General features: G+C 66.1%; 11 protein-coding genes. 10 read left to right on the forward strand and 1 reads right to left on the reverse strand.

Annotated features, from left to right (window positions below):
- Nucleotides 1-40: 40 nt before the first annotated feature.
- On the reverse strand, nucleotides 41-4906 hold the full coding sequence (locus tag OH705_RS24505) for an NAD-glutamate dehydrogenase (RefSeq protein ID WP_094012041.1): 4866 nt from the start codon (nucleotides 4904-4906) through the stop codon (nucleotides 41-43).
- Between the two features lie 290 nt (nucleotides 4907-5196).
- On the opposite strand from OH705_RS24505, the gene OH705_RS24510 reads away from it, so the two are divergent.
- The 10 genes from OH705_RS24510 (at nucleotide 5197) to OH705_RS24555 (ending at nucleotide 16803) form a co-directional block, all read left to right on the forward strand.
- Complete coding sequence (locus tag OH705_RS24510) at nucleotides 5197-5550, forward strand: hypothetical protein (RefSeq protein WP_094012040.1); 354 nt, start codon at nucleotides 5197-5199, stop codon at nucleotides 5548-5550.
- Between the two features lie 240 nt (nucleotides 5551-5790).
- Complete coding sequence (locus tag OH705_RS24515; RefSeq protein ID WP_267303160.1) at nucleotides 5791-6501, forward strand: FadR/GntR family transcriptional regulator; 711 nt, start codon at nucleotides 5791-5793, stop codon at nucleotides 6499-6501.
- 102 nt (nucleotides 6502-6603) lie between these two features.
- A complete protein-coding gene (gene lhgO, locus OH705_RS24520) occupies nucleotides 6604-7797 on the forward strand; it encodes an L-2-hydroxyglutarate oxidase (RefSeq protein ID WP_267303161.1) in 1194 nt (397 codons plus the stop codon).
- 46 nt (nucleotides 7798-7843) lie between these two features.
- Complete coding sequence (locus OH705_RS24525) at nucleotides 7844-9172, forward strand: MFS transporter (protein ID WP_023632061.1); 1329 nt, start codon at nucleotides 7844-7846, stop codon at nucleotides 9170-9172.
- 825 nt (nucleotides 9173-9997) lie between these two features.
- Nucleotides 9998-10957, forward strand: a complete 960-nt coding sequence (locus OH705_RS24530) for an AAA family ATPase (RefSeq protein ID WP_011532987.1) — start codon at nucleotides 9998-10000, stop codon at nucleotides 10955-10957.
- Nucleotides 10958-10961: 4 nt separating this feature from the next.
- Nucleotides 10962-11906 (forward strand): DUF58 domain-containing protein, encoded by a 945-nt coding sequence (locus tag OH705_RS24535; protein ID WP_038706519.1) that lies wholly within the window; start codon nucleotides 10962-10964, stop codon nucleotides 11904-11906.
- A complete protein-coding gene (locus OH705_RS24540; protein ID WP_046854739.1) occupies nucleotides 11903-12397 on the forward strand; it encodes a DUF4381 domain-containing protein in 495 nt (164 codons plus the stop codon). The genes OH705_RS24535 and OH705_RS24540 overlap by 4 nt, the downstream gene beginning before the upstream one ends.
- On the forward strand, nucleotides 12390-13466 hold the full coding sequence (locus OH705_RS24545; protein ID WP_038706521.1) for a vWA domain-containing protein: 1077 nt from the start codon (nucleotides 12390-12392) through the stop codon (nucleotides 13464-13466). Before OH705_RS24540 ends, OH705_RS24545 begins: the two co-directional genes overlap by 8 nt.
- The gene (locus OH705_RS24550; protein ID WP_267303162.1) at nucleotides 13463-15181 is read left to right on the forward strand and encodes a vWA domain-containing protein; all 1719 of its coding nucleotides are present in this window, start codon (nucleotides 13463-13465) and stop codon (nucleotides 15179-15181) included. The genes OH705_RS24545 and OH705_RS24550 overlap by 4 nt, the downstream gene beginning before the upstream one ends.
- The gene (locus tag OH705_RS24555) at nucleotides 15178-16803 is read left to right on the forward strand and encodes a BatD family protein (protein WP_267303163.1); all 1626 of its coding nucleotides are present in this window, start codon (nucleotides 15178-15180) and stop codon (nucleotides 16801-16803) included. Before OH705_RS24550 ends, OH705_RS24555 begins: the two co-directional genes overlap by 4 nt.
- Nucleotides 16804-16858 lie beyond the last annotated feature (55 nt).

Here is a 16858-nt window from a genome sequence, read left to right on the forward strand (position 1 = left end):
GGCATCACTGCCGGGGCTTTCTTTTACCTCAACGCAAGGCTCAGGACGGCATCACCGTCGCCTGCCCGCTCAGCGCCAGGTCGACCAGCTCGCGGTTGGCCACCGCGTACATCGCATAGTCGGTGCCGGTGGCGTTGCGCAGGTCGTCGAGCATGGCGCGCCAGCGCTCGACCATCACCCGGTGCTGCTCGCACCACAGGGCCACGCGGGCGTCCATGTCTTCCGGCGCGTCGGCCATCTGCAGTACGGAGATGGTGATCGCCCGCTGCTGCAGGTCGATGTCGTCGCGGAACGCCTCGCGGGCCAGGGCCTGCCAGTTGTTCTCCACCGGCAGGTTGCTGATCTCCTGCAGGTACCAGGTCAGGTCCAGCGAGCTGCCCACGGCGAAGAACGCCTTGGCCACCTGCGCCGGATCGTGCCCGGTGACGTCCGAAGCCTCGATGATCGGCAACAGGGTGTACAGGTGGGTGGTACCGGCGACCATGCGTGCCAGCAATTCTGGTACACCCGCATTGACGAAGCCCTGGTAACGGTTCATCCAGCGCTCACGGGTTGGTCCCTCCAGCAGTTCGTCGAGTTTCAGCCCCAGCTGGGCGATCTTCGGCCCGAAGTGCGCCACGTCACGCCCGGCGTCCTGCTCGTTGCGGCGGCTACGCAGGAACCAGCGGGTGGCCCGACGCCCCAGACGCATGAGCTCGTCCATCAAGGTCAGCTGGATCTCGGCCGGAACTTGGTAGTCCAGGGCCTCGATCTGGCGGAACCAATGCGGCAGGTGGAAGATATCGCGCACAATCACATAGGCACCGGCCACGTTGGCCGGGCTCATGCCGGTGGACTCCTTCAGGCGCTGCACGAAGGTGATGCCCATGTTGTTGACCAGGTCATTGGCGATCTGGGTGCTGACGATCTCGCGCTTCAGGCGGTGGCGGCGCATCGAGTCGGCGAACTTGCTGACCAGCGACGGCGGGAACGCGGTCTCCATGTCGCGGGTCAGGTAGTCGTCGTCCGGCACCAGCGACTTGAGCAGTTGCTCCTTGAGGTCGATCTTGCTGTATGAGATCAGCACCGAGAGCTCGGCGCGGGTCAGGCCCTGCCCCGCCGCCAGGCGCTCGGCCAGCTGCTCTTCGCTGGGCAGGAACTCGATGGCGCGGTCCAGCTTGCCACGTGCCTCCAGGTCGGCCATCAGGCGCTTGTACTCGGCGATGCGCTCGCGGGCACGGCGGGCCGCCAGCGACAGCGCTTGCGTCTGCTTATAGTTGTTGCCCAGCACCAGCCCGGCGACTTCGTCGGTCATGCTGCCCAGCAGCTGGTTGCGCTGCTTCTCGGTCATGTCGCCACCCTGCACCACTTCGTTGAGCAGGATCTTGATGTTGACCTCGTGGTCGGAGCAGTCGACGCCACCAGCGTTATCGATGAAGTCGGTGTTGGTGGCGCCGCCGTTCAGGCCGAACTCGACACGGCCGAGCTGGGTCATGCCCAGGTTGCCGCCCTCGCCCACTACCTTGCAACGCAGCTCGTTGCCGTTGACGCGCAGGGCGTCGTTGGCCTTGTCGCCGACATCGGCGTGGCTTTCGCTGCTGGCCTTGACGTAGGTGCCGATACCACCGTTCCACAGCAGGTCCACCGGTGCCTGCAGCAGTGCATGCAGCAGTTCGGTCGGGGTCAGGCGGTCGGCTTCGATGGCGAAGCGTTCCTTCATCTGCGGGCTGATGGCGATGCTCTTGGCGCTACGTGGGAAGATCCCGCCGCCTTCGGACATGATGCCGGTGTCGTAGTCGCTCCAGGCCGAGCGCGGCAGGTCGAACAGGCGCTTGCGTTCGGCGAAACTGGTGGCCGGGTCCGGGTTCGGGTCGATGAAGATGTGCAGGTGGTTGAACGCCGCCACCAGTTGCAGTTTGTCGGACATCAGCAGGCCGTTGCCGAACACGTCGCCGGCCATGTCGCCGACACCAACCACGGTGATCGGGTCTTCCTGCACGTTGATGCCGCGCTCGCGGAAGTGGCGCTGCACACCAACCCAGGCGCCACGCGCGGTGATGCCCATCTTCTTGTGGTCATAGCCGGCCGAGCCGCCCGAGGCGAACGCGTCGCCCAGCCAGAAGCCGTAGTCGATGGCGATGCCGTTGGCGATGTCGGAGAAGGTCGCGGTGCCTTTGTCGGCCGCCACCACCAGGTACGGATCGTCGTCATCGTGGCGCACCACGTTGGCCGGCGGCACTACGCCACCGTCCTTCAGGTTGTCGGTGATGTCGAGCAGGCCAGAAATGAAGATGCGGTAGCACGCCACGCCTTCGGCGGCGATCTCGTCACGGCTGCCGCCCAGCGGCAGGCGGCGCGGCAGGAAGCCGCCCTTGGCGCCGACCGGGACGATCACCGAGTTCTTCACCTGCTGGGCCTTGACCAGGCCGAGCACCTCGGTGCGGAAGTCTTCCTCGCGGTCCGACCAGCGCAGGCCGCCGCGGGCGACGTTGCCAAAGCGCAGGTGCACGCCCTCGACCCGGGGCGAATAGACGAAGATCTCGAACTTCGGCACCGGCTTGGGCAGCTCGGGGATCAGCTTGGGGTTGAACTTGAAGCTGAAGTACGACTTGTTCTGGCCGTTGGCGTCCGGCTGGTAGAAGTTGGTGCGCAGGGTGGCCTTGATCAGGTCCAGGTAGCGCCGCAGGATGCGGTCCTCGTTGAGCACCTGGACATCGTCCAGGGCGGTGAGGATCGCCTGCTCCAGGCGTTGCTGCTTGTCGTCGAGGTCTTCGTTGGTGAGCTTGCGCGCCAAGTAGAAGCGGGTCTTGAACAACCGGGTCAGCTCGCGGGCGATATCGGTGTGGTTGTTCAGGGTGCTGGCGATGTAGCCCAGGTCGAAGCCCAGGCGGATCTGCTTGAGGTAACGGGCGTAGGCACGCAGCAACGCGACGTCGCGCCATGGCAGGCCGGCGGTCAGCACCAGGCGGTTGAACGCGTCGTTCTCGGCGTCGCCCTTGACGATATGGACAAAGGCGTCCTGGAAGGTGTCGTTGAGCTGCTGGATGTCGAGGTTGAGGCCTTCGCTGTAGGTGAAAGCGAAGTCGTGGATCCAGAACTCGCGGCCGCTGGCGTGGCGCAGGCGGTAAGGGAACTCACCGAGCACGCGCAGGCCGAGGTTTTCCAGGATCGGCAGCACGTCCGACAGTGCCAGCGGCGTATCGGCGTGGTAGAGCTTGCAGTGCAGCGTGCGCTCACCGAGCTGCGTCAGCGGCTGGTAGAAGCTCATGGCCAGCGGCTTGGCCTCGGACAGGTTGAGCACATGTTGCATGTCGACCACCGCCGAATGCGCGGCGAAGCGCTCGCGGTAGCCGGCCGGGAAGCCTTTCGGGAAGTCGGCGAGGATGTTGGTGCCGTGGGCTTCGCCGAAGTTTTCCACCACCAGCGCCGAGAAGTCGTCCTGCCACGAACGGCAGGCCTGGATCACTTCGTTCTCCAGCTGCTGCGGATCGATCTCGATGCGATTCTTCGGGTCGACCCGCAGGATCAGTTGCACGCGGGCCAGCACCGACTCGGAGAAGAAGGTCCAGAATTCGCAGTCGGTGGCTTTCAGGCGCTCCATGAGCACCTGCTGGATCTTCTGCCGCACCTCGGTGGAGTAGATCTCGCGCGGCACGTAGGCCAGGCAGTAGCAGAAGCGGCCGTACGGGTCCTTGCGCAGGAACACGCGGATCTTGTTGCGTTCCTGGATCTGCACGATCGACATGGCGGTGCTGAACAGCTCGTCCACCGGGGTCTGGAACAGGTCGTCGCGGGGCAGCACTTCCAGGACCTGGGCCAATTCCTTGCCCAGGTGCGCCTTCGGGTCGAAATGCGAGCGGCGCTCGACTTCGGCGACCTTGCCGCGGATGTAGGGGATGGTGTGCACGCTCTCGCCGTACACCGACGAGGTGTACAGGCCCATGAAGCGGCATTCCTTGACCACCTTGCCGTCCTGGTCGATCTGGCGGATCGACACGTAGTCCGGGTAGGCCGGGCGGTGCACGCGGCTTGGCTGCGAAGCCTTGGCGAAGGACAGCAGGCGCGGTTCGCGCAGGTAGGCGACGGCGTAGTCCTCGATGCGCAGGTCATCGGCGCCCAGGCCTGCGCGCAGCAGGCGGGCCAGGCCCAGGAACGAGGCGTCGTCGTAGACCAGGTGGCCGCCGTCGGCGTCGGACTCGACGGTGAACTCCTCGTAGCCGAGGAAGGTGAAATGGTTGTCCAGCAGCCACGACAAGAAGCTCTTCACCTCGGCCTTGTCGTTCTGCGCGGGGCCGAAGGCGTTCTGCTCCACCAGGTCCAGCAGCTCGCGGATCTTGGCCTTCATCGGCTCGAAGTCGGCTACCACGCCCCGCACCTCGGCCAGCACCTGCTCCAGCTCCATGGCCAGGGTGTTGAGCTCGCCGGTGTTGGAGCAGCGGTCGATCTCCAGGTACATCAGCGATTCATGGCTGACGCCCTCGCCCAGGGTGCCCTTGGGCAGCAGCTCGACCAGCTCGCCCTTGGCGCCGCGGCGCACGCTGAGCACGGTGGTTTGCAGGGTGTGGATGCTGTAGCCGCGGCGGTTGAGCTCGGTGCGCACAGAGTCGACCAGGAATGGCAGGTCGTGGTGCAGCACCTCGACCACGGTGTGCGTGGATTGCCAGCCGTGGCGTTCGTAATCGGGGTTGTAGACCCGCACCTGCGGGTGCGCGGCGTCGAAGCGCTCGATGATGCGCCAGGCGGACAGCGTGCAGCCGGCCAGGTCCGACAGCCTGCGCTGAGTGAGTTCGTCCAGAGAGATGATGCCGAAGAACTGTTCAGCGAACAGTGCCACTTGTGGCAGGGACTGTTCGTTGATGTGCTGCGCCAGGGCCGCTTGCAGTTGATGCTGGAAGTCGGCTTTGCTGGCTGCGGTGAAGAACGCCATCTGTGGTACTCCGCTTGGGCTTTGTTATAGGTGAAGCGTCGCGTACATGCGCCTTGTACGGATCAACCATAGCCAACCCGTGGCAAGACAGAAGCGTTGGGTGCCTGCAAAAGCGACTGCCAGGTGGCTGTGCCTTTACGGGAACCCATCGACAGGGCAGCTTAACGACTGAACGGTCACTTGGGCTTGCAGCGCTGCGACAATTTCGGTCAATGCGCGGTAACTTTACGTTTATCAGTGTGCGCAAGGCTGTCAGAATTCCTTTTCATCTCCATTGATCCGAGTGCGCCATGCAATTGAAAACCGCCCTGCTCTTCGCCACCGCCTGCGACGACGAGGAAGACAACATGGCGACCCTGTGCTGCCACAGCGAAAAGGGCCAGATGTTCCTGCTGACCCGCTACCCGGACGAGGACACCGTCGACCTGACCCTGGACGACGAGCCGTCGACGCTGGACGGGCTGAAGGTGACCTTGAGCGCCACCCGCCTGCTGATCGAAGTGGCGGCCGGGGATCGCGATGCGCTGAAGGGCGACGAAGAACTGGAGATCATCCTGACTACCTCGGGCAGCGACCTGGAGGAAGTGGCGCTGACCTTGCGCAACATCCTCGACGGCACCGGGACCTTCGTGTCCGAGATCTGAGCCCGGCGCATCGCCACGCTCATGAACAAAACGCAGTTCGACCAGGACAGCATGGGAGTTGGCTTGACCCGCGATCACCGGCAAAGCCGGTGCCATACGCCCCATCGCGGGGCAAGCCCGCTCCCACGCCGGATACTTGCAGCGCTGCTCCGATCCCCAGCAGAAACAACGACAGCGTTGACAGCTGACCACAGGGGCAGGCATTGTCTGACAACCTGACCAATAGGCACCCGCACGTCCATGCTAGAGCTCCAGCGCCCCGACACCCTCGTTGAACGCGTCGTCAGCGCCATCCGCGCCGAGATAGATGCCGGCCGCCTGGCCGCCGAGTCGCGCCTGCCCACCGAACAGCAACTGGCCGACCAGCTCAATGTCAGCCGCTCGGTGGTGCGCGAGGCCGTGGCGCAGCTCAAGGCCGACGGCGTGCTGATCGCTCGCCGTGGGCTCGGTTCGTACATCTCGCAGACCCCAAACGGCACGGTGTTCCGCTTCCCTGGCAGCAACGGGCGCAAGCCGGACCTGGTGCAGATGTTCGAGATGCGCCTGTGGATCGAGACCCAGGCCGCCGCCATCGCCGCCCGCCGCCGCGATACCGATGACCTGCAGCGCATGGCCGCGGCCCTGGGCACCATGGAACACCCGCGCAGCGACTTTGCCACCGCCGCGGCCGCCGACGTGGCCTTTCACCGTGCCATCGCCGACGCCGGCAAGAACGACTACTTCGTCGCCTTCCACGATTTCCTCGGTGGCCAGCTGGCCGCCGCGCGCCGCACCGCCTGGGAAAACTCCGCCACTCCGGCGGTAGGCGGCTCGGCTGACGCCCTGCGTGAGCACCGGGCCTTGTACCAGGCCATTGCCGACGGTGACCGTCATGCGGCCGCCGCCTGCGCCGAAGCCCACCTGCGCGCCTCGGCCAAGCGCTTGAAACTCGACCTCCCCGACCTCGACTGACCCCGGAGAACCCTATCGCAACCTGGCGAGGTTTTTACGCGCACCACTTAGTCTGACAACCTGATAAGCAGATTCACCGACAAGAATTCCAAGGTACCCTGCATGACCTACGACTATTGCATCATCGGCGGCGGCATCGTCGGCCTCGCCACCGCGATGGCCCTGCTCACCCATCGCCCCGGCGCCTCGCTGCTGATCCTGGAAAAGGAGGCCAGCCTCGGCCGCCACCAGACCGGCCACAACAGCGGCGTGATCCATGCTGGTATTTACTATGCACCCGGCAGCCTCAAGGCCGACCTGTGCAAGCGCGGCGCCCAGGCCACCAAGGACTTCTGCGCCGAGCACGGCATCGCCTTCGAGGTCTGCGGCAAGCTGCTGGTGGCCTCCAACGACCTGGAGGTGCAGCGCATGCAGGCGCTGTACGAGCGTTCGCAACAGAACGGCCTGAAGGTCGAGCGCCTGGACGCCGACGCCCTGCGTGAACGCGAGCCGAACATCGTCGGCAAGGGCGCGCTGTTCCTCGATGCCACCGGTATCGTCGACTACCAGCAGGTATGCGACGCCATGGCCAAGGTGATTCGCCAGGCCGGGGGTGAAGTGCGCCTGTCCACCGCCGTGCGCGCCATCCAGGAACATGCCGATCATGTCGCGGTCAGCACCGACGACAACACCTGGCGCGCCCGCCAGCTGGTGGCCTGCGCCGGCCTGCAATCCGACCGCCTGGCGCGCCTGGCCGGGGTGAAGATCGACCACCAGATCATCCCCTTCCGCGGCGAGTACTACCGCCTGCCGGCGAGCAAGAACCAGATCGTCAACCACCTCATCTACCCGATCCCCGATCCGGAGCTGCCGTTCCTTGGCGTGCACCTGACGCGAATGATCGACGGCAGCGTCACCGTCGGCCCCAACGCGGTGCTCGGCTTTGGCCGGGAGAACTACCGCAAGTTCTCGGTGAACTGGCGCGATGTCGCCGAGTACGCACGCTTCCCCGGTTTCTGGAAAACCATCTGGAACAACCTCGGTTCCGGCACCGCCGAGATGAAGAACTCGCTGTTCAAGCGCGGCTACCTGGAGCAGTGCCGCAAGTACTGCCCGTCGCTCCAAGTCGAGGACCTGCTGCCCTATGAGGCCGGCATCCGCGCCCAGGCGGTGATGCGCGACGGCACCCTGGTGCACGACTTCCTGTTCGCCGAGACGCCGCGAATGGTGCACGTGTGCAACGCACCGTCGCCGGCCGCCACTTCGGCCATCCCCATCGGCCAGATGATCGCCGAAAAGATCCTCGAGGCCCGCTGAAGCACCTGCTGCATCCACAACTACAAAGACAACAAGGAAACCTCAGATGTCGGTATACGAGACGGCCCCGGCCGCGCCGGAAACCCCCGAACAGCAACGCAAGCGCCTGCGCAAGGTGGCGGCGGCGACCATCTTCGGCTCAATGCTGGAGTGGTATGACTTCTATCTCTACGCGACCATGGCCGCGATCGTCTTCTCGAAGATCTTCTTCGACCCGAGCAACCCGGCGGTGGCCTCGCTGCTGGCGTTTTCCACCTTCGCCATCGGTTTCATCGCCCGGCCGTTCGGCGGTGTGCTGTTCGGCTACCTGGGTGACCGTTTCGGGCGCAAGCATGTGCTGGTGATCACCTTTTGCATGATGGGCCTGTGCACCATGCTGATCGGCCTGATCCCCGGCTACGCGACCATTGGTATCTGGGCGCCGATCCTGCTGGTGATCATCCGCATCATCCAGGGCCTGGGCGCCGGTGCCGAGCTGTCCGGCGCGGCAGTGACCTCCTACGAGCATGCCAGCGAAGGCAAGCGCGGCAGCCAGGGTGCCTGGCCGGCGCTGGGGCTGAACCTGGGCCTGCTGCTGTCGTCGCTGACCGTGTACCTGCTGACCATGAACGGCAACGAATTCCTGCTGGCCGGCGGCTGGCGCATCCCGTTCATCGCCAGTATCGCCCTGGTGGCGGTGGGCCTGTGGGTGCGCAAGAGCATCCCCGAGACCCCGGACTTCAAGGAGCTGGACAAGGCCGATGACAAACCGCAGGTGTCGCCGCTGAAGCTGCTGTTCAGGAATGACCTCAAGGGCCTGGCCGTGGTGTTTTTCGTGGCGGTGGGCTACAACGCCCTGAGCTACATCTTCAAGACCTTCTCGCTGGCCTACCTGACCCAGTTCAAGGGCGTCGAGGCGCATGTCACCTCGCTGTCGGTGACCCTGGCCAGCCTGGTGGCGATCTTCGCCGTGCCGTTCTTCGGCTGGCTGTGCGACAAGTGGAGCAGCAAGACCGTGCTGATGCTCGGCGGGCTGCTGTCGGCGCTGTTCGCCTTCCCGTTCCTGCAACTGCTGTCGACTGGCGAGCCGATGATGATCTACCTGGCCATCGCCGTGGGCACCGGGATACTGGCGCCGATGATGTTTGCCCCGCAGGGGTCGTTCCTCAGCCGGCAGTTCCCCACCCAGACGCGCTCGTCCGGGTTCGGCACCGGGCGAGAGGTCGGTACCGCGGTGGCCGGTGGCCTGGCGCCGTTGGGCGGGCTGGCGCTGGTGGCAGGTTCCGCGACTCATTCAACCGATGGCGTGGCGATGATATTGGCGGTGGCCGGGGTGCTGGTGGTGGTGTTTGCGTTCTTTGACCAAGGGTGGAGGCATTCGAAGGCGAAGAACTAAACAAAGCCACGATTGGATCTTGATCTTGATCTTGATCTTGATCTTGATCTTGATCGCAAGATTAACTGCGTAGTCACTAGCGACAGCTGCGTCAGTTCAGGCGCCGCCCGTAACTTCGCGACTTCAGGAGGCCGGAGTGAGGGAACCCGGAGCGAAGCGGAGGGCCGGATGAATGGAGCGAGGATTGTTTGGTTCCTTTTTGATCCTTCAAAAAGGGACCCGCCGGAAGGGCGGAAAGGTGACTGTGCGTCGACATCGCAAATGAATACACTTAAAACTATAAAAAACGGTGCCGATTGACTTCGAATTTGAATTTGAATTCGACAGCGTGGGTTTTGAAAGTTATAGGCGCATTCATTCGCCATGTCGACGCACAGTCACCTTTTCGCCTTTACGGCGACCTTCTTTTGCACGCGGGCAAAAGAAGGCAAAAACCGCTCGCTCCATCATCCGGCCCCTACGCTTCGCTCCGGGGTCCCCTCACTCCGGGCTTGCTCCGGGAGGCCGCGCCGACGGGCCATCCATGGCCTGATCGGCGCTTGACGGGCATCCATGCCCGTCACCTCCCTGCGCAAGCCCTCCGTTCGGCCTCCTGAAGTCGCAATTTTGTGTCGCCTGAACTATTGCGCGCTTAGAAGCAAGAGCAAAGGCAAAGGCAAAGGCAAAGGCAAGAGCGGGACCAGGACAGTCTTGCTCCCCGATCCATCCTTTACACGTTTTTTGCAAACCCCCATTGGTCCCCGCCCCCCCGGATGGATTAAAGTATCCCCCTCGCCCGGCATCCGCTCCCAGCGCGCCAGGGCTCATCCCCAGGAACCGTCAACGATGGAACACCGTGAGGCGCTGATCGCGCTGCGCACCTTTCTCTCTTCCCAGATCCTCGGCCAGGAAAAACTGGTCGAGCGCCTGCTGATCGTGCTCCTGGCCGACGGCCACATGCTGGTCGAGGGGGCCCCGGGCCTGGCCAAGACCAAGGCCATCAAGGAGCTCGCCGAGGGTATCGAGGCCCAGTTCCATCGCATCCAGTTCACCCCCGACCTGCTCCCGGCCGACATCACCGGCACCGAGATCTACCGCCCGGAAACCGGCAGCTTCGTGTTCCAGCAAGGCCCGATCTTCCACAATCTGGTGCTGGCCGACGAAATCAACCGCGCCCCCGCCAAGGTGCAGTCGGCCTTGCTCGAGGCCATGGCCGAGCGTCAGGTCAGCGTCGGACGCAGCACCTACGAGCTGTCGCCCCTGTTCCTGGTGATGGCCACGCAGAACCCGATCGAGCAGGAGGGCACCTACCCGCTGCCCGAAGCCCAGCTCGACCGTTTCCTGATGCACGTGAAGATCGGTTTCCCCGATGCCGCCGTCGAGCGGCGCATCCTCCTGCAAGCGCGGGGCGAGGCCCTGGGCGGCGAGGTCAAGCCCGAGCGACGGGTCAGCCAGCAGGCGATCTTCGCCGCGCGCAAGGAAATCCTCGGCCTGTACATGGCCGATGCGGTGGAGGAATACCTGGTGCAACTGGTGATGGCCACCCGCACCCCGGCCAAGTTCGACAGCGAACTGGCCGACTGGATCGCCTACGGCGCCAGCCCCCGCGGCTCGATCGCTCTCGACCGCTGCGCCCGCGCCCACGCCTGGCTGGCCGGGCGCGACTTCGTCAGCCCCGAGGATATCCAGGCGGTGCTGTTCGACGTGCTACGCCACCGTATCATCCTGTCGTTCGAGGCCGAGGCGGCGGGGGTCGACCAGGACCGCGTGGTCCAGCGCATCCTCGACGTCGTCGCCGTCGCCTGACCCCATGCCCACCACACAGCTGGCCGAACCCGGCATCCGCATCGGCCTGGCCGACCTGATCGACATGCGCCATCGCGTGCGCGAGATCCAGCTGTTCTCCCGGCCCGGCCAACGCAGCCCGCTGGTGGGCCTGCACCACTCCAAGCTGCGTGGCCGCGGAGTGGACTTCGACCAGGTACGGGTCTACCAGGCCGGCGACGATGTGCGAAACATCGACTGGCGTGTCACCGCCCGCACCCAGGAGCCGCACACCAAGCTGTTCCATGAAGAGCGCGAACGGCCGATCTTCATCATGGTCGAGCAGAGCCAGCGGCTGTTCTTCGGCTCCGGGCAGATGTTCAAGTCGGTCCTGGCCGCCCAGGCCGCCGCCCTGTTCGGCTGGGCTGCGCTGGGCCACAACGACCGTATCGGCGGGCTGGTGTTCGGCGACAACGAGCACCATGAAGTCAAGCCCAGGCGCAGCAAGCAGAGCCTGCTGCAACTGCTCAACCGCCTGGCCAAGATCAACCAGGCCCTGCACACCGAGGCCCAGCCCCAGGCCGACAGCCTGGGCCTTGCCCTGCGCCGGGCGCGAGAGGTATTGCGCCCGGGCAGCCTGGCCATCGTCATCTGCGACGAACGCGCCCTCAGCGCCAGCGTCGAGCAGCACCTGGCCATGCTGTCACGGCACTGCGACGTGCTGCTGATGCCGGTCAGCGACCCGCTCGACCACGCCCTGCCCGCCGCCGGCCTGCTGCGCTTCGCCCAGCGCGGCGCGCAGTTGGAACTCGACACCCTCGACGCCAACCTGCGCCAGGCCTACCGCCAGCAGGCCGAAGCGCGCATCGAGCGCTGGGAGTTGCTGGCACAGAAACTGCGCGTGGTGCTGATGCCGCTGAGCACCCAGAGCGAGATGATCGAGCAGTTGCGTGAATACCTGAATGCACAGCGCCCTGGAGGCGCGAAATGAACCCGCTGGACCAGCTGCAGCCGCTGATCGCGCCACCCGCCATCGGCCTGTGGCCGCCCGCGCCCGGCTGGTGGCTGCTGCTGGCCATGCTGCCCCTGCTCGGCTGGGGCGCCTGGCGCCTGCGCCACTGGCGCCCGGGCAAGCGCAAGGTGGTGCGCGCCGAACTGCCGCTGGACCCGATCCGCGTCGAGGCCCTGGCGGAACTTGCGCGCCTGCCGCGTCCCTATGACGGCGCGCCCGCCGGGGCCTGGCTGCAGCAGATCAACGCCCTGCTCAAACGCCTGTGCCGTAATCACTACCCGGGGGCCAACAGCCATACCCTCAATGGCCGGCAATGGCTGGCGTTTCTCGATAATCGCTGCCCGGCCGCCGGCCTGACCCGCTGGATGGTGCTGGTCGAAGGCGCCTACAAGCCCGAGTGCAAGCTCGATGACAAGGCCATCGCCGGGCTCGCCCAGGCGGTCGAAACCTGGATCCGCAAGCATGTTTGAACTGGGCTGGCCGTGGATTTTCCTGCTGTTGCCGCTGCCCTGGCTGGCGCGCCTGCTGCTGCCGGCCGCCGACAGCGGCGAACCGGTGCTCAAGGTCGGCTTCCTTGACGAACTCGAGGGCCTGGCCGGGCGCCGTGCCCGCCTGAACCTGCCGACCTGGCGCCAGCAGGCACCGTTCATCCTGATCTGGCTACTGTTGTTGCTGGCCGCCGCCCGCCCGCAATGGCTGGGCGATCCGCTGCCGGTATCGGCCAGTGGCCGCGACCTGCTGGTGGCGGTGGACGTATCAGGTTCCATGGATTTCCCCGACATGCAGTGGAAGGACGACGAGATCAGCCGCCTGGACCTGGTCAAGGCATTGATGGGCGACTTCCTGCAGGACCGCCAGGGCGACCGCGTCGGCCTGATCCTGTTCGGCAGCCAAGCCTACCTGCAGGCCCCGTTGACCTTCGACCGGCGCACCGTGCGCACCTTCCTCGACGAAGCGCAGATCGGCATCGCCGGCAAGAACACCGCCATCGGCGACGCCATTGGCCTGGCCGTCAAACGCCTGCGCCAGCGCCCGGCGCAGAGCCGGGTGCTGATCCTGATCACCGACGGCGCCAACAACGGCGGGCAGATCCACCCGCTGACCGCCGCGCGCCTGGCCGCCCAGGAAGGCGTGCGCATCTACCCCATCGGCATCGGCGCCAACCCCGAGGCCAGCGGCACGCCGGGACTGCTGGGCCTGAATCCGAGCCTGGACCTGGACGAGGCCGCGCTCAAGGAGATCGCCGAAATCACCCATGGCAGCTACTTCCGCGCCCACGACGGCGCCGAGCTCGACGCCATCGGCGACACCCTCGACCAACTGGAACCGGTGGCCCAGCAGCCGACCCAGGCGCGCACCGCCCATGAGCTGTACGCCTGGCCACTGGCACTGGCGCTGTTGCTCAGCGTGCTGCTGGTGGTGGCCGTGCAGTGGCCGGACAACCTGCTGCAACGCCTGCTGCGCAAACCGCGCTTCCTGCAGCCTCACCCGGAATGGCGCCAGCGCCTCAAGCGCCTGCGCCTGAGGAGGCGGCGATGATCGAACTCTGGCCGCAATGGCTGCGCCCGCTCTGGCTGTTGGTACTGCCACTGCTTGGCTGGCTGCTGTTCAAGCTCTGGCACCGACGCAAGCGCGCCGGACGCTGGCAGTTGATCCTGCCGCAACCGTTCCACGCGGTACTGCTCGGTGGCGGCAGCGGCAGCACCAGCAAGCTGCCGTGGATCGCCCTGGGCCTGGCCTGGCTGCTGATCGTCCTGGCCCTGCTCGGCCCCAGCTGGCAACGCCTCGAGGAAACCCGCCAGCGCCCGGCCGACCCGCTGGTGATCCTGCTCGAACTGACGCCGCAGATGCTCGCCGAGGACAGCGCGCCGAACCGCCTGGAGCAGGCCCGACGCAAGGTGCTCGACCTGCTCGAGCATCGTCGCGACAGCCAGACCGCACTGATCGTCTATGCCGGCAGCGCCCACACCCTGGTGCCGCTGTCAGATGACCTGGGCACCACGCGCAACCTGCTCGAGGCCGTCGATCCATCGATCATGCCGCAGCCCGGCCAGCGCGCTGACCTGGCCGTACGCAAGGGCCTCGCGCTGCTAGCGCAAAGCGGTCTGGGCCAGGGCCGCCTGCTGTTGATCGGCTCGTCGCTGAGCGAACTTGAACGCGAAGGCATACGCCAGGCCCTTGGCCGCCAGGGCCCGAGCCTGCTGATGCTGGGTGTCGGCAGCGCCGAGGGCGCTCCGGTGCGCCAGGCCAATGGCGAATACCTCAAGGACGACCAGGGCGGCATCCTTATGCCACGCCTGGACAGCGCTTCGCTGAAGACTTTCATCGGCTCGACCGGCGGGCGCTATCGCCATGCCCGCATCGACGACCTCGACCTGCGCGGCCTGGGCCTGTTCGACAACCCGCGCCTGCTGCACAACGACGGACAGACCCTGCAACTGGACAGCTGGGCCGATCAGGGTTACTGGCTGCTACTGCCCCTGCTGCTGCTCGCCGCCTGCGCCGGCCGGCGTGGCTGGCTGTTCTGCCTCCCCCTGCTGCTGACCCTGCCGCAGCCGAGCCAGGCCTTCGAGTTCAACGACCTGTGGCTGCGCCCCGACCAGCAGGGCCAGCGCCTGCTGGAACGACAACGCCCCGCCGAGGCCGCCCGGCACTTCGCCGACAGCCAATGGCGTGGCATGGCACTTTACCAGGCCGGCGACTTCGAAGGCGCCGCCGCCGCATTCGCCCAAGCCGGCACAGCAGCCGCCCATTACAATCGTGGTAACGCCCTGGCCCGCGCCGGCGAACTGGAAGCGGCGCTGGACGCCTACGAACAGGCACTGGAGCGCCAGCCCGACCTGAAAGCCGCGCTGGACAACCAGGCGCTGGTCCAGCAATTGTTGCAACAGCGCCAGGCCAAGGCCGAGGAACAGCCAAACAACGCCGATGCCCGGGACACGCCCGGCAATGAGACGGAAGGCAATAGCAGCTCGACCAGCAGCCAGGCCCAGGGCGCGCCGGACAGCGAAAACCCGGCACAAGGCCAGCAGAACGGTGACAATCAGGGCAACTCCCAGGCTCCGTCCGGCACTGCCGACGGCGATGACGACAGCATCACCCAGCCGCCCCAGCGGCCGCTCTCCACCAGCCTCGACGCCGAGCAGCGCCAGGCCCTGGAACAGTGGCTGCGGGAGATCCCCGACAATCCGGCGGAACTGCTGCGGCGCAAATTCTGGTATGAACAGCAATTGCATCAGGAAACCCCACGATGAGTCGCTTCGGCGTCTTTCTCCTAGGCCTGTTGTGGAGCCTCGCGGCCCAGGCCGAACCGACCCTGCAGGCCAGTGTCGACCGCACGCGCCTCGAGGCCGGCGAAACCCTGGAACTCACCCTCGAGAGCCAGGACGTGACCCAGTTCGGCAAGCCCGACCTGCGCACCCTCGAGCCGGATTTCGAGGTTCGCGGCACACGCCAGCTCAACAGCCTGCACACCCTCGACGGCGAAACCCGCGCCAGCACCCGCTGGATCATCACCCTGCTGCCCCGGCGCAGCGGCAGCCTGCGCATCCCCGAGCTGCAACTGGGCCAGTCGCGCAGCCAGGCCATCGAGCTGCAGGTGCTGCAGGCCGACAGCCAGCGCCCGGACGCAGCCTCGCAAGTGTTCGTCGAGGCCACCCTGGACAGCAGCGCGGTCTATGTCCAGGCCCAGGCCGTGCTGACCCTGCGCATCTACCATTCGGTCGCGCTATACGACGACAGCAGTCTCAGCCCGTTGCAACTGGAAAACGCCAAGGTTGACCCCCTGGGTGAGTCGCGCACGTACGAGAAAGAGATTAATGGCGTGCGCCATGGGGTGATCGAGACCCGCTACGCCATCTACCCCCAGCAAAGCGGCGACCTTGACGTGCCGCCGCTGCGCTTCACCGCCACCGCCGCCGACAATGGCGAGCAACCCGCCGGCACGCCGAGGGTCGGCCGCCAGGTGCAGGTGAGTTCGCTGCCGTTGCGCCTGACCGTCAAGCCGATCCCGGCCGGCTACCCGGCCGACCGCCCCTGGCTGCCGGCACGCAGCCTGACCCTGGAAGAACACTGGAACCCCGACCCGAACAGCCAGCCGACGCAGATCGGCGACTCGCTGACGCGCAACATCAGTGTGCGCACCGAGGGCCTTTCGAGCACCCAGTTGCCGCCGCTGCCGGCCACCGAGGCCGCCGGCCTGCGCCGTTACCCCGACCAGCCGTTGCTGCGCAATGAGATCGGCGAGCGCGGCATGGTCGCCAACCGTGAGGAACGTGAGGCGCTGGTGCCGACCCACGCCGGCGAGCTGGCCCTGCCGGCGCTGGAGGTGACCTGGTGGAACACCCGCGAGGACCACCTGGAGCACAGCAGCCTGCCGGCACGCACCCTGAACGTGCAGGACAATCCGGCGCTCAGCGCCGACACCCCGGTCGGCGACAGCAACATGGCCCCCAGCCTGCTCTGGCCCTGGCAGTTGGCTACGCTGGTACTGGCGCTGACCACCTTGCTCGGTTTCACCCTGTGGTGGCGGGCCCGTTCGCAACCGGCGGTACTGCGGGCGGCGCAGACTGGCCCAAGTCCACGCACGCTGCTCGACGACCTCAAGCGCGCCTGCCAGGCCAACGATCCGCAGGCCACCCGCCAGGCGCTGGACGCCTGGGCGCGGCAGCAGCCGGAAACCCTGGCCGAGATGGCGGCGCGCTTCGTGCCGTTGTCCGATGCGCTGGATGGGTTGAACGGTGCGTTGTACAGCGAAAGCGGCCAGTACTGGCATGGCGACGAGCTATGGCGGGCCATCGGCGCCATACCGCCGGCCGAGCAGGAGCTGGCGCCGACGGGCGAGGCCAGTAGCCTGCCTCCGCTGTATCCCAAGTAGCCCCATCGCGGGCCAAGCCCGCTCCCACAAGTCCGCGATGAGTTACCATAGCGCC

The organism is Pseudomonas sp. BJa3 (genome assembly GCF_026343815.1).
GTDB lineage: Bacteria > Pseudomonadota > Gammaproteobacteria > Pseudomonadales > Pseudomonadaceae > Aquipseudomonas > Aquipseudomonas soli.

What these genes read in the sequence shown, in the direction of transcription:
- OH705_RS24510 (WP_094012040.1), top strand. Translation starts at nt 5,197, where the DNA reads ATGCAATTGAAAACCGCCCTGCTCTTCGCCACCGCCTGCGACGACGAG.
- OH705_RS24535 (WP_038706519.1), top strand. Translation starts at nt 10,962, where the DNA reads ATGCCCACCACACAGCTGGCCGAACCCGGCATCCGCATCGGCCTGGCC.
- OH705_RS24555 (WP_267303163.1), top strand. Translation starts at nt 15,178, where the DNA reads ATGAGTCGCTTCGGCGTCTTTCTCCTAGGCCTGTTGTGGAGCCTCGCG.
- OH705_RS24550 (WP_267303162.1), top strand. Translation starts at nt 13,463, where the DNA reads ATGATCGAACTCTGGCCGCAATGGCTGCGCCCGCTCTGGCTGTTGGTA.
- OH705_RS24505 (WP_094012041.1), bottom strand. Translation starts at nt 4,906, where the DNA reads ATGGCGTTCTTCACCGCAGCCAGCAAAGCCGACTTCCAGCATCAACTG.
- OH705_RS24515 (WP_267303160.1), top strand. Translation starts at nt 5,791, where the DNA reads ATGCTAGAGCTCCAGCGCCCCGACACCCTCGTTGAACGCGTCGTCAGC.
- OH705_RS24525 (WP_023632061.1), top strand. Translation starts at nt 7,844, where the DNA reads ATGTCGGTATACGAGACGGCCCCGGCCGCGCCGGAAACCCCCGAACAG.
- OH705_RS24545 (WP_038706521.1), top strand. Translation starts at nt 12,390, where the DNA reads ATGTTTGAACTGGGCTGGCCGTGGATTTTCCTGCTGTTGCCGCTGCCC.
- lhgO (WP_267303161.1), top strand. Translation starts at nt 6,604, where the DNA reads ATGACCTACGACTATTGCATCATCGGCGGCGGCATCGTCGGCCTCGCC.
- OH705_RS24540 (WP_046854739.1), top strand. Translation starts at nt 11,903, where the DNA reads ATGAACCCGCTGGACCAGCTGCAGCCGCTGATCGCGCCACCCGCCATC.
- OH705_RS24530 (WP_011532987.1), top strand. Translation starts at nt 9,998, where the DNA reads ATGGAACACCGTGAGGCGCTGATCGCGCTGCGCACCTTTCTCTCTTCC.